We start from the raw sequence: 12,382 nt of genomic DNA, 5'->3' as shown, positions 1-12,382 counted from the left end.
TACAGTGTAATTTAAATAAGTTAAAATTTTGTATATTGCTTCAAAAAAGACAAATGCAGAAGCAACATATCAAACTTAGCGATTCAGATAAGCAACTTTTGGCGGAACTTTTATCAAAAGGTAGCTTAAAAGCAAAACAATATAAACGAGCCATAGCCTTGCAATTATTAGATTCTGGTAAAACGTTTGTCGAAGTCATGCAAATAGTGGATTGCAGTAACCCCACTTTGTTATCATGGCGAGATAAATATAATGCTAACGGATTAAACTTCTTAGAAGACCAACCCCGTAGTGGTCGTCCCATAGAAATAGATGGTTTACAGCGAGCTAAAATAACAGCCTTAGCTTGTAGTGAAAGCCCAGAGGGTCATGCCGAATGGTCTTTACGCCTTTTAGCAGAAAAAGTTGTTGAATTAGGGTATTGTGAGCATATTTCTCATAATCAAGTGGGAGTTATACTAAAAAAAATGAAGTCAAACCCCACCTAAAAATCTATTGGTGTATCGGAAAAATAGATGCTTTATTCCTTGCTAGAATGGAAGACATTTTGGGTTTATACGTATTACCTTATGATCCATTGTACCCTGTGGTCTGCTTTGATGAACGTCCCTGTTTCTTAATTGGTGATACGGTTGCACCCATTCCAACACAAGAGGGTAAGGTAGCCAAACAACATTATGCTTATAAAAAAAATGGTTCCTGTTGCCTCTTGGGGGCTATTGAACCATTAAAAGGTCATAGATTTACCAAAGTTTATCCACAAAGAACTAAGAAAGAGTACGCCGAATTTATGCAGGAATTGGTTAAATTATATCCTCAGGCTATCAAAATCAGGCTGGTTCAAGATAATTTAAACACGCATAATTTCAGTTCCTTTTATGAGACTTTACCCGCTGATGAAGCCTATGAATTAGCCCAAAGGTTTGAAATCCATTATACTCCTAAATCCGCCAGTTGGCTGAATATGATAGAAATCGAATTTTCAGCCTTATCAAAGCAGTGCCTTAATCGTAGAATTCCAACGCAAGATAAACTTGAATCCGAAATTGAGGCTATTGTCAAAGAACGTAATGATAAACAAATTAAAATAAAATGGCAGTTTACTATTAAAAATGCCCGAAGTGCCATGAATTCAAAGTATCAATCTGTCAATCAGAGCAACTTAAAATATAAAATTACTTAAATTACAATGCACTAAATATCCTCAAACGGGGTATTCCTGACAAAAAAAATACCCTTTAAGCATTATTCAAGAAAAAGCGGAGTGTATTCGGAGGTAAGCAATTTAAACAAAAAAGTGACCTTCTCAAATAGGAATCCCATTTTGTAAATCAAAACAAAAACGAGATATGCTAAGTTGAAGAGAATAGGTACGCCTTGAGTTTTTGGTCAATAATGGCTTGACTGGTCATATATAACTGCTTCGATTTGGGTAAAAGCAAGGCTATGAGGATGATTTCGAAAATCTTTAATAAACAACATCTGATTTTCTACTTTTAAGCATCTTCCCAAAAACGTCTGATTGCTTTTCAAGACTATATTAATATCCTTTCCCACTAAAGAAGAAGCTTCTTTTGCCAAATCGGCTTGAAATAATTTGTGAAGGCGTTTACCCATAAAAAAGCAAAAAAATTATTGGAGTAGTTTGCGGTACATTTCGGTTTTGGCAGGGTCAATTTGAGAGAGAACTGTGAACGTTTTTTGTTTTTCGTCTTTACTGGCTTCGTTCATGATTTTGTAAATCTCTTCTCCTTTGGCATCCAAAAACGAATTGATAAGAACCGACGTAGGCATCAATTTGCTGACTTGTTGAATAGAATTAAGTACATTCATGATTTGTTGGCGGGCAGCAATGGGATTTTCGACAAAAGTATCCAATCCAAGTCGGTGGTAGGTATAGATTGCTTCACGGAAAGGCAGAATTTGCTGATTCATGAGGTTGTCTATCAACCAAAAACGGCTCCTGAGGTCACTGCTTGAGCGCCATGTAGAAGATGATGCCGAATTGTTTTGGGCAATATTTACTAACTGAAATGCTCTCTGAACATATGGATTACCACCTAATTTACTGAAAGAATCATAATCCAAGGCCAAAACAATGTAAGAATAAAAAGCGAGCATGTGCGTAAGTTCATCACTGTATGTATTTTCGGTAAAATACATTGGATTGCTTGGAAGATAACTAAAATTAAAGAACCTATCGACATAGTTGAGAACAACGGTCTCGTAGTTGGTTCCGTATACGGGCCGAGTGACGATAAGCTGAGCGGTACCTTCATAATCGCCTTGTTTAGGCGAGCGAATGAGGTTTATGTTGAGTTTAAAGTTGATTCTTTCTTCTGGGCTAAAATTGTCATTGGTCCAGCGGCGGGCATTGATAAAATCACTAATGACGTTTTTTAGTTGATTGAGGTTGGCATTGTCAGTGTTTTGTTGAGAAAACAACTGATTATAATTGAGCGTAACCGTACAGTTCAATTCTTGCGCCAAAGCCGTGGTCACCAATGCCAACAGTAATGAAGCAGTAAGTATATAAGTTTGGATGGACTTCATAAACACACAAGTTTTGACATTTTCACTACAATTTTCCTGCCACAAGTTCTAAAATATCTTGGGCAACTTGGGCTTTTGGTTTAAGGTCAAAATGATGAACACTACCTGATGCTTCAATAACGGTAATTTTGTTGGTATCGTGTGCAAATCCCGCACCTTTGTCATTGAGAGAATTGAGTACAATAAAATCGAGGTTTTTGGATTTAAGTTTTCCAAGTGCATTCTCAAACTCATTATTGGTTTCTAATGCAAAGCCCACCATGATTTGCCCTGTTTTCTTTTGAGAGCCCACGGTAGCCGCAATATCGACAGTTTTGTTGAGTTCGATTGTGAAATGAGCTTCTTTTTTCTTGATTTTGTGATCAGCAGGATGAGTAGGAGTATAATCAGCAACCGCAGCCGACAAAATAATAATCTCAGCTTGGGCAAATCTATTTTGGGTAGCCTCATACATTTGCTGGGCGGATTGTACTTTAATGACCTCCACCGAAGCATCAGGAATAGGCTGAGAAGTAGGACCACTTACCAAGGTAACCTGTGCTCCTGCAAACGCAAATGCTTGGGCGATTGCATAGCCCATTTTGCCCGTCGAATGGTTACTAATATATCTTACGGGGTCGATGGGTTCTTGGGTGGGACCCGCCGTAATGAGTACTTTCTTACCCTTCAGTACTTGTCGACTTGAAAAGTGTTTGGCCAATGCGATGACTATCTCTTCGGGTTCGGCCATTCTGCCTGAGCCTACTAGGCCGCTGGCCAATTCTCCATAGGCAGCATCCAAAATATGATTTCCGTAGCTTTTGAGGCTTTCTAAATTTTTGAGAGTTGAGCCATGTTGGTACATATCCAAATCCATCGCTGGTGCAAAAAAAACGGGACAACGAGCCGAAAGGTAGACCGCAGTGAGCAGATTGTCGCAGATTCCGTTGGCACACTTGCTGAGGGTATTGGCCGAAGCTGGTGCAATCACCATGGCATCTGCCCAAAGCCCAAGCTCGACGTGATTGTTCCATTGACCAGTTGCATCTTTTACAAAAGCAGATAAAGCAGGTTTTTTGGATAAAGTAGCCAAGGTCAATGGCGTAATAAACTCTTTGGCCATGTCTGTCATGACTACCTGCACTTCTGCACCCGCTTTGACAAGCTGACGGATGAGAAGGGCTGATTTATAGGCCGCGATACTACCGCTTACGCCAAGTAAAATCTTTTTGTTTTGAAGGGATGATAACATGTGCCCGTTTCAAATTATTTAATTAAGGGAGTTGTGAAACCAAAAAAGCCGCTGTACGCGGCTTAATTTGGTGGTATCAGTGATACTAAGCTTCTTCTTCGTTGGAGCGCCAAAACAATTTGTCTTCCATGAATTCTTCAATGGCAATTCCAGTTGGTTTGGGCTGACGCTCATAAAACTTAGAAATCTCAATTTGTTCGCGGTTTTCAAATACCTCTTCGAGGTTGTCGATACCCGAAGCAAACTCGGCTAGTTTGTTATTGAGTTCTTCTTTGGTTTTTGAGGCGATTTGGCGTGCACGACGTGAAATAATCGCTACCGATTCGTAAAGGTTACCGGTTTTAGCCGCCAATTTATCCGTATCGCGAGTTATGATGGATGGATTTACTGCCATATCTATTATTTAGTTTATTTCTTAAGTTTTGACCGATTCTTAGTTTTGACTGGAAGATGGAGTTGACAATTTACCCGTGTTAGATTTGGCTTCATTGGCCACTTTTTCGGCTTGCAATACTACTTCTAGTTCTTTTTGGGTATTTTCATAAAACCGCTCCGCTTGACGCAGATATTTGCTTTGGGGATACTTGTCAATAAAAGCGAGATAATATTTGTTTACATCTTGAAAACGCTCCTTTTGTTTGTCAATAAAACTCAAACGAGCGAGGTTGTACTGAGCATCTACTCTCAAAAAAGCTAGTTCTTCGTTGTATTTTGAATCAGGAAAGTCTTTTTGAAAGTTGTTGATTGCCACTACGGCCGAGCGGAAATTGGCAATGTTGGCTTCGCTTGTTTTATAGTATAGCTTCGCTTTGTCATATGCCTTACGCTCCAATTTATCGCGAAGCTCCAAAATCAATTGCGTGGATTCTTCACGAAATGCACTCTCTGGATAGGTATTGATAAAATCTTGGAGTGCACTGATTGCCGTTAAGGTATTTGTTTGATCCAAGTTTGAGTTTGGAGAATCCTTATACAAAGAATACGCGTGCATATACAAGGCTTCTTGGGCGTACTCACTTCGCTGAAAAGTCTCGTAGAAATTTTTGAACAAAAACTGAGCCATGTTATAATTGGCCTGCTTAAAATTACAGTAGGCATTATAAAACTGGGCTAATTCGGCCTGACGAGCATCTTTCCCATTGAGTAGGGGGGTGATTTCTTCAAACAACAAGCCTGCATGGTAGTAGTCGGCTTTTTTATAATACTGAAGAGCTGCCTCGTATTTTTGTTCGAGGGTTCCTTCTTTTTGTAGCTTCGAGAACTTGCTACATGCTCCAAGCGTTACCACGCTCAAAAACACTAGGAAATATCCAAATAGGGAGTTACGCATATCGGGCGCAAAAATACAAATGTTGCTTCATATTTCATAACGAAATTGAAGCATAAATAGTATATAGATGAAGGTTCGTAAAATCAGTGACGAATGAGGAGTTTTTTGGTAGCGACTTTTTTACCGTCCAGAAGTAGCTGATAGAAATATACTCCGTTGGGCATCTCACGGGTTTGGATACGAAGTGAGCGGTCATATTTGTCAAGCTCGTATTCTGCTACATTAGCTCCAAGTACGTTATACAATGAGATTTTGGCACTGCTAGTGTGACCTAAAAACTGATAATCAATTTCTGCATAGTCGTTAGCAGGATTGGGGAAGGCATTAAGTACTTTTAATTTCTCACTTGAAAAAAGTAAATCATCTGATTTTCCAATTTCTTCAATATTAGGGCGAGTATCGGGAGTATTAACAGCCAAAGTTTCGCCATTGGCACGGTTTTTGACAGATGCGTTGGAGGTATTTGAAGCAGCCGGATTCAAAAGCACTGACCGATAATAAGCGTTGATAGCAGAGCTAGGGCGTAAACTGATGCTACGATCAAGTTTATTTGGCACCTTAGAAAGAGTAGCCGCCGCAGGAGTTGATTTCTTACCTATGTGAAGGCGGCTTTTGTTTTGGCTTGCTGATGACTGCGCAAATCCCTCAGTCAGAGTTAGTAAGCTGAAACAGATAAGAAAAATATATATGAGTACAGGTTGTTTCATAGCTGGATGTTTCTGAGAAAATCATATTTCTTCGTTTGTATACTGCAAAAATATAAGCTTATTTTTATAAAATCAAAAATCGTGCCTTAAAATGATGTTAAAAATTATTATGCGGTACACAATATTTACGGAAAATTGACGTAAAAAGTTTCTTTTGGATTAAAGTTTCTTTTTTTTGGGTTTTAGCTTTGTTTTTAAAACCTCTTTTGAGAGTGTTTTGTTTGCAGGAGGTTTATTTTTTTCTGATTCTTTGACAACTGGCAAAGGCATTGGTTTAAAGTTGGCTTTGGTAAATATTTCTTCTTTGGAGGGCTTTTCTTTGATGCGCCAACTAAACCCTTCAAGTTCCTTGTCTATGGGTTTGATGCCTTGGGGAGGAATAAACTTCCCGTCTGGCTGACCCACAAACTGTATACGATGCACTTGATTGTTTTTGAAATTAAGCGTCATTTTGGCGCATTCTACTCGGTTCATCCCCATGGGTTTGTTTTGTTCATTGGCGGCGAAGTATATACTTTGCCCGTTGCCTTCCACAAAAACTCTCTGTAAGCGGGTACTATCATCGAAAGAAGCGGTGATACGGCGGCCTTTTACTTGATTAAAATTAATAAGGGTATCTTGTGCAATCACAAAAGACTTAGCTCGCAAGTACATTGTTCGCAGTTTTTGTTGTACAAGCTGTGCTAAAATAGTATCTGCCTCCAATTGATACTTTCCTGTCCAGATGATAGGCTTCTTAAAAAACGTGATATTGGAGTCAAGGGAATGATAGACGAGCGAGTCACATTTGCTCTGTAAATCTCTTTTGTAAACCAAAACATTCTTATAACCTATGAGCTGCTTGGGCCTGTTGGTGGTGTCGGAGGGTGTTTGTGATTTGTTAGAGGTAGTCAGACCAAGTGCCTGTTGCTTTGAGCCGTTGGAGGCGATTGCTTTTGAGGTGGAATCCTTGGAAAGAGAATCTTTGGGGATTTCAATCGAATACAAAGTATCGGCAGTCATGTAAAGTGTATCTTTTGATACTACAGTGCGCATCAGTGGATGACCCCAGACTTTGGAGAAACCTTTTTTGCCGTTGTATATTCCAAAGTCTCCGTTGAGAATGGTATCATCTTTTTTGGAAACCAGCACCACCTTTCCTTTGGCATAGCCTTTCTTGGAGAGATTATCGAAGGTAATAGAATCGCCCGTAAGAGTATAATCGGGATTGTCGATAGTGGTTCGGGTACGAAACAGAGATTCGCCAGTTTCGGTATTATAAGACCCGTTTTTGGCTACGAGTGTTCCGTCTTTGCTAATAACTTTGGTAGGACTTTTAAAATCCGCAATTTTGGTAATGGAATTATAAACAAGGGTATCAGTAGTAAGCGTATATTTGGGGTTAACGAGCTTTACGTCTTTGTAATAGGTTGATATTTTGGTACGGGTGTCGTAGTAGCCGACTTGACTAGTGAGGGTATTTTCTGCATCTAAGATTTTACCTTTGTTGGGATAATAAGCTATGCCGCTAGCCATATCATATTCGATGCGGGTAGATGTAACGGAGCGTTTACGATCTCTTAAGGTGACCACTTTGCCCATTACTTTTGCTAAGCGAGTATTTCCAAAGTAAAATAGTGTGTCACCCGTTACAGTGACGGTATCTCCCTGCACAATTTTTACATTCCCGTAGGCTTCCAAAGCATTAGAAGACACTTTATGAATAGCCAAGTCGCAGTACATCAATGCTCCTTTGTGCCGAAAAACAACTTTGCTTACTACTCTTCTCACTTCACTGCCGTCGGGGAGTTTGTTGATACTCATACTATCAGCTCCCAACAAAAACACCTTCTCGTCACTCGCCATAGGGAGCGTGCTAGAGGGGCGTTGAGCGCGGGATGATATGGACGTTAGGAGGAGCATCAGAATTGTAAGCGTGTTTATACCTATTACGCAAAAAAGCGTCGAAGGGTTGCAACGAAAATGTTTGTTTTTTTGAAAAATCATCGGAAATTTTTGTTGACCTCTGCGTTGTGTCACCATATTTACGCACAAAATTAGCTAAAAACGGATGCTAGACTCATTCTTAACATACATTAACGAAAAACAACTGTTTACGGTATCAGATCGGCTCTTGATCGCAGTCAGCGGCGGAATAGATTCGGTGGCCTTGGTCAACTTATGTTATGAGGCTGGTTTTCAATTTGGGATAGCTCATTGTAACTTTCAATTGAGAGGAGAAGAGTCGGACTATGACGAACGCTTTGTGCGTGAGCTAGCCTATCACTATAAAGCCGATTTTTTTGTTCGACATTTTGATACAAAAATGTACGCCAAACAAAACGGTGTTTCTACCCAAATGGCCGCACGGGATTTGCGCTATCAATGGTTTGAGGAAGTTTTGATTGAAAATAAATATGACTATTTGCTAACGGCTCATCATCAAGATGATCTACTAGAAACAATTTTACTGAATTTGACTCGTGGTACTGGCTTGGCAGGCTTGCACGGGATTTTGCCCAAGAATGGTAAGCTCGTAAGACCTTTATTGGGGGTGACGCGGGGCGAATTACTAGGTTACATTCAAGAAAAAGGCTTGAAATGGAGAGAAGATAGCTCTAATGCCTCGGTCGATTATGGGCGAAATCGCTTGAGGCATGAAGTGGTTCCTATTTTAAAAGCCATGAATCCTCAAATAACCGCCGCTGCCGCTGAACTAGCAGAGCGAGTCAAAGCTACCGAAGATATACTACATGAAGCGTTGGAAAGGCAAAGGCCATTGGTGATTCAAAATGAGAAAGGTAATGTCTGGGTGGCGATAGAGGAGCTAGAAAAACAAACGGCCTCTTTGGAAAAATTGGCTTTATGGCTCAATGATTATGGGTTTGATTATAAACGTGTAAAAGAAATATGGAAAAATCGAAAAGGACAGGTGGGAAAACAATATTTCTCCACGACTCATGTATTGACTTTTGACCGTCAAAAATGGCTTATTACTCCCCAAACCCATACTATGCATGGAGTACTGACGTATGAGATAGTTGATAATGTGGGAGAAATGGCTTTTGAAGGTAAAATACTAAAGTGGGATCTGTTGTCTGAGGTCGCTTATGGGGTGTCTCAAAGTGTTGTTTTTCTTGACTATTCCAAACTTACGTTTCCTCTTCGGATGAGACCTTGGCAAAAGGGGGATTGGTTTTGTCCATTGGGAATGAATGGTAAACGAAAAAAAATAAGCGATTTTTTGGTAGATATCAAGTGGCCAAGAAGTCTCAAAAACCAAGTTTATGTTTTGGAGTCTGAGGGGCAAATTGCTTGGGTTGTAGGTCTAAGAGCCGATGAACGCTTCAAAGTTGAAGGAATTAGAAAAAAAATATCAAAATTTGAAATTTTATAAAATATTGATATTCAGATATTTGTTGTTTTGTTGCTCGCTTTTTTATTAGCGATTTTATGAGTTTTTTGAGTTTGGCATAGTATTTGGTAGTGACTAAGAAGAGAATCCTATTTTCCTGCTACTGTAACACTTTTGCAACATGAGAACCGTAGGTAAAATCGCGTTGGGACTTGCTCTAACCCTATTGACACTCAACGCCTTCGCCCAAACTGCACGACTTAGGTCAGCCAATCGGGCATTTGATGATTATAGCTACTCTGACGCCGTGAGGGGTTATGAGGAGTTTTTGAGAACCGACAAGAAGAGCGATCCTGTAGAACGCAAAGAAGCACTAGAAAAACTAGCGTACAGTTATCGCCGTCTTCAAGACACTCGCAATGCCGAACGTATTTATAGTGAGCTAGTTGCTAACTATAATGACGCCGACAGCCGAAACTACCTTTACTATGCGCAAGCCTTGGCAAGTAATGGTAAGTACCGAGAGTCCCAAAAAATGTACAGTAAATACGCCGAATTGCAGTCGGCTGATTTACGGGGTCGTAAGTTTACGGTGACTTACATGGACATGAATCGTTTCTATAAAGACTCGGCCATGTATCGTGTAGAGTACTTGCCGATTAACTCACGCCAAGCTGATTTTAGTCCGATGTATTATAAAGGCGGGCTGGTGTTTGTGTCGTCGAGAGCTGAGAGTGGTGTTATCAAAAGGGTGTTTAACTGGAATCAAACTCCTTTTCTTGATTTATATTTTACGCCTGATACTTCAGCATTGAAAGGGGTACGTGAAGTATATCGTACCAACACCGCCTCCCTGAGTGGAGGCTCTGCCAACGGCGGTAGTTCAGGGGCTTTGAGCAATGATGCGATGGCTGGTGCAAGCGAAGATTTACCTTTGCCCAAAACAAAAGCAGAGAAGTTTAGCCGTACCCTCAATACCAAATACCACGAAGGACCTGCCTCTTTCTTTAAAGATTTTTCAAAAGTAGTTTTTACAAGAAACAATTATAATAGTGGTAAAGCCCGCAAGAGCAACGACGGAGTAAACAAGTTGAAGCTTTTTATCGCTGACCAAAAAGGAAAAGATTGGGGAAATGTGAAAGAATTGCCATTCAATAACAATGATTTTTCTTGTGGACACCCAGCTCTTTCGCCCGATGATTCGAAGCTCTATTTTGTATCAGATATGCCTGGTGGCTATGGTGGTACTGACGTGTATGTTGTTGAATATAACAATGGACAATGGGGAACGCCAGTCAACTTGGGCAAAGAAGTAAATACCGAAGGCAATGAGATGTTTCCTTTCATTGATAGCAGTGGAAACCTTTATTTTGCTTCTGACGGACATGAGGGACTTGGTGGACTAGATATTTTCTTTGCCGAACTTAAAGACGGTATTGCTTACAAAGGAGTACAAAATTTGGGCGCACCTATCAATTCAGAAAAAGATGATTTTGGGCTCATTACCGACCACGATAGAGGCACAGGCTACTTTAGCTCAAACCGCGTAAAAGGTGTGTCAGACGATAATATCTACAGTTTCAAACGTACTTGTCGCCCGCTCGAAATTTTGGTCTTGGATGCCAAGACAGGCTCACCCATCGAGGGAGCGGATGTCAGGATTGTTAAAAACGGTTCGAACCAAGATATTCAACAAACCGGAATCGACGGAGCTACTAAGATATGTTTAGAAGCGCAGACCGAATATGACTTTAAAGCCATAAAAGAAGGCTATGCTACAAACAACGTGCTTTTTTCCACGCTTACGCAGTCAAGTAAACCTCAAATGAGTGTATCGATTTACCTAAACAAAAGCGAAGCTACTATCTTGAGAGGGACTGTTAAGCGGGAGGTAAACCAAGCACCTCAAGAAGGCGTAAAAGTAACGCTGAGAGATCAGAAAACTGGCCAAGAAAAAACAGTAGTGACGGGTTCGGATGGTGGTTACGAGTTTGAAGTAGATCCTAACCGTAACTACGACTTACGAGCTGAAGGGCAGGATTTGGCTACCAATGAGCAGACTATTGGTAAAAACAAAAAGAACAAACGTAAAGTGGTAGAAAGCGATTTGAGCATGTATGGCACTGGCGATGTGTTTACGCTGGATAATATCTACTACGATTTGGATAAGTTCTTTATCCGCCCAGAAGCAGCTAGAGAATTAGACAAAGTGGTGGCTTTGATGAAAAAGTATCCACAAATGAAAATCGAGTTGCGTTCATTTACTGATAGCCGCGCTAGCGATACCTATAACCTCCGTCTGTCGGAGCGCCGTGCTAGAGCTGCGTTTGACTATCTCGTAAGAAAAGGAATCACGCCGGCTCGTCTGGAAGCCCGTGGATATGGTGAAAGCGAACTCGTAAATGACTGTATAGACGGAGCCCAATGCGATGAGGCTGACCACCGCCTCAACCGCCGTACTGAGTTCAAGATTTTATCAGTCAGACCCGAAGGTGGACAGGAACTGTCAAGTAACTAATCCTTGTCCATTTGATGAAGAGCAAAAGTAGCTGAATTATAAATAGGGAACAGACAGCGGGGCAACATTTGCCTCGCTGTTTTGTTTTATACCTAAGTAGCGTTTAGTTTTAGGTTGTATGTAGCTGCCTAAAATTACTTTGTCTTTAAAGCCAACATTTTATGGCACATTCAAAACCTCTATATGTCATGCGAATTTCACTGATTGCGGCGATGTCCGAAAATAGAGTTATCGGGAATCAGGGCCGATTGCCTTGGCCTCATTTACCCAATGATTGGGATAATTTTTTTAAGGTCACTCAAGGTTGTAGAATGATAATGGGGCGTAAGAGTTATGATACTCCCGATAGATTGGCCTCTGAGAGTGGGAATTTTGTGATTACACGTCAAACAGACTTTCCGCTGGAGGAAGGCTTCGAACGGGCGGGAAGTTTGCAGGAAGCATTGCAGAAATGCAAAGACGATAAAGAAGTGTTTGTGATAGGAGGGGAGGAGATTTTTAGACAAGCTTTACCACTAGCCGATTGTATTCACCTGACAGTCGTGCATGGAGTGTTTGAGGGAGATGCGCATTTTCCCGAATTCTCTGATAAAGATTTTAGGGTAATTTCTTCGCACGATTTTCCGGTGGATGCGCAGCATGCATATGCTTATTCGTTTTTGGTATATGAGCGTAGGGGTTAGTTCCAAAAAAACAACCCCTACTGCAT

General features: G+C 40.6%; 12 protein-coding genes. 5 read left to right on the top strand and 7 right to left on the bottom strand.

The genetic code is table 11. From position 1 onward, the window contains the following. Together G563_RS0115590 and G563_RS0115585 are read left to right on the top strand one after the other, a co-directional pair. Window positions 1-488, top strand: a 488-nt coding sequence (locus G563_RS0115590) for a helix-turn-helix domain-containing protein (RefSeq protein ID WP_229598514.1), incomplete at its 5' end; no start/stop codon positions are given. 2 nt (window positions 489-490) lie between these two features. Beyond that, window positions 491-1,183, top strand: coding sequence for an IS630 family transposase (locus G563_RS0115585; protein WP_157585366.1), 693 nt, complete (start codon window positions 491-493; stop codon window positions 1,181-1,183). 206 nt (window positions 1,184-1,389) lie between these two features. Here G563_RS0115585 and G563_RS0115580 read toward each other — a convergent pair whose 3' ends face one another. The 7 genes from G563_RS0115580 to G563_RS34875 all read right to left on the bottom strand — a co-directional run bounded on the left by G563_RS0115580 (window position 1,390) and on the right by G563_RS34875 (window position 7,723). Then, window positions 1,390-1,617: a hypothetical protein gene (locus G563_RS0115580; RefSeq protein WP_028666136.1), complete on the bottom strand. Its 228-nt coding sequence runs from the start codon at window positions 1,615-1,617 to the stop codon at window positions 1,390-1,392. A gap of 15 nt (window positions 1,618-1,632) precedes the next feature. After that, complete coding sequence (gene porD / locus G563_RS0115575) at window positions 1,633-2,553, bottom strand: type IX secretion system protein PorD (RefSeq protein ID WP_037327068.1); 921 nt, start codon at window positions 2,551-2,553, stop codon at window positions 1,633-1,635. 25 nt (window positions 2,554-2,578) lie between these two features. Further along, window positions 2,579-3,784 (bottom strand): bifunctional phosphopantothenoylcysteine decarboxylase/phosphopantothenate--cysteine ligase CoaBC, encoded by a 1,206-nt coding sequence (coaBC, locus tag G563_RS0115570; RefSeq protein ID WP_028666134.1) that lies wholly within the window; start codon window positions 3,782-3,784, stop codon window positions 2,579-2,581. An 85-nt stretch (window positions 3,785-3,869) separates the two neighbouring features. Beyond that, window positions 3,870-4,178 carry a DNA-directed RNA polymerase subunit omega gene (locus G563_RS0115565; protein ID WP_028666133.1) on the bottom strand — a complete coding sequence of 103 codons (309 nt, stop codon included), beginning with the start codon at window positions 4,176-4,178 and terminating at the stop codon, window positions 3,870-3,872. A 39-nt stretch (window positions 4,179-4,217) separates the two neighbouring features. Next, window positions 4,218-5,114 (bottom strand): outer membrane protein assembly factor BamD, encoded by an 897-nt coding sequence (locus tag G563_RS0115560; RefSeq protein WP_037327051.1) that lies wholly within the window; start codon window positions 5,112-5,114, stop codon window positions 4,218-4,220. 83 nt (window positions 5,115-5,197) lie between these two features. Then, complete coding sequence (locus G563_RS0115555) at window positions 5,198-5,821, bottom strand: T9SS type A sorting domain-containing protein (protein ID WP_028666131.1); 624 nt, start codon at window positions 5,819-5,821, stop codon at window positions 5,198-5,200. A gap of 159 nt (window positions 5,822-5,980) precedes the next feature. After that, window positions 5,981-7,723: an OstA-like protein gene (locus G563_RS34875; RefSeq protein WP_169579766.1), complete on the bottom strand. Its 1,743-nt coding sequence runs from the start codon at window positions 7,721-7,723 to the stop codon at window positions 5,981-5,983. 148 nt (window positions 7,724-7,871) lie between these two features. Between G563_RS34875 and tilS the strand changes: the two genes are divergently transcribed. From tilS to G563_RS0115535, 3 genes are all read left to right on the top strand, one after another. Then, a complete protein-coding gene (gene tilS / locus G563_RS0115545; RefSeq protein ID WP_028666130.1) occupies window positions 7,872-9,197 on the top strand; it encodes a tRNA lysidine(34) synthetase TilS in 1,326 nt (441 codons plus the stop codon). 139 nt (window positions 9,198-9,336) lie between these two features. Beyond that, window positions 9,337-11,673, top strand: a complete 2,337-nt coding sequence (locus tag G563_RS0115540; protein WP_028666129.1) for an OmpA family protein — start codon at window positions 9,337-9,339, stop codon at window positions 11,671-11,673. 188 nt (window positions 11,674-11,861) lie between these two features. Beyond that, on the top strand, window positions 11,862-12,356 hold the full coding sequence (locus tag G563_RS0115535; RefSeq protein WP_028666128.1) for a dihydrofolate reductase: 495 nt from the start codon (window positions 11,862-11,864) through the stop codon (window positions 12,354-12,356). The last annotated feature ends 26 nt before the right edge of the window (window positions 12,357-12,382 follow it).

The organism is Runella zeae DSM 19591 (assembly GCF_000423565.1).
Lineage (GTDB): Bacteria > Bacteroidota > Bacteroidia > Cytophagales > Spirosomataceae > Runella > Runella zeae.
The sequence above is the reverse complement of the archived record's forward strand: the minus strand, read 5'-3'. Positions and strand labels throughout refer to the sequence as shown.

Excerpts from the sequence above, each read along its gene's own strand:
- G563_RS0115580 (WP_028666136.1), bottom strand. The coding sequence starts at position 1,617 with ATGGGTAAACGCCTTCACAAATTATTTCAAGCCGATTTGGCAAAAGAA.
- porD (WP_037327068.1), bottom strand. The coding sequence starts at position 2,553 with ATGAAGTCCATCCAAACTTATATACTTACTGCTTCATTACTGTTGGCA.
- coaBC (WP_028666134.1), bottom strand. The coding sequence starts at position 3,784 with ATGTTATCATCCCTTCAAAACAAAAAGATTTTACTTGGCGTAAGCGGT.
- G563_RS0115565 (WP_028666133.1), bottom strand. The coding sequence starts at position 4,178 with ATGGCAGTAAATCCATCCATCATAACTCGCGATACGGATAAATTGGCG.
- G563_RS0115560 (WP_037327051.1), bottom strand. The coding sequence starts at position 5,114 with ATGCGTAACTCCCTATTTGGATATTTCCTAGTGTTTTTGAGCGTGGTA.
- G563_RS0115555 (WP_028666131.1), bottom strand. The coding sequence starts at position 5,821 with ATGAAACAACCTGTACTCATATATATTTTTCTTATCTGTTTCAGCTTA.
- G563_RS34875 (WP_169579766.1), bottom strand. The coding sequence starts at position 7,723 with ATGCTCCTCCTAACGTCCATATCATCCCGCGCTCAACGCCCCTCTAGC.
- tilS (WP_028666130.1), top strand. The coding sequence starts at position 7,872 with ATGCTAGACTCATTCTTAACATACATTAACGAAAAACAACTGTTTACG.
- G563_RS0115540 (WP_028666129.1), top strand. The coding sequence starts at position 9,337 with ATGAGAACCGTAGGTAAAATCGCGTTGGGACTTGCTCTAACCCTATTG.
- G563_RS0115535 (WP_028666128.1), top strand. The coding sequence starts at position 11,862 with ATGCGAATTTCACTGATTGCGGCGATGTCCGAAAATAGAGTTATCGGG.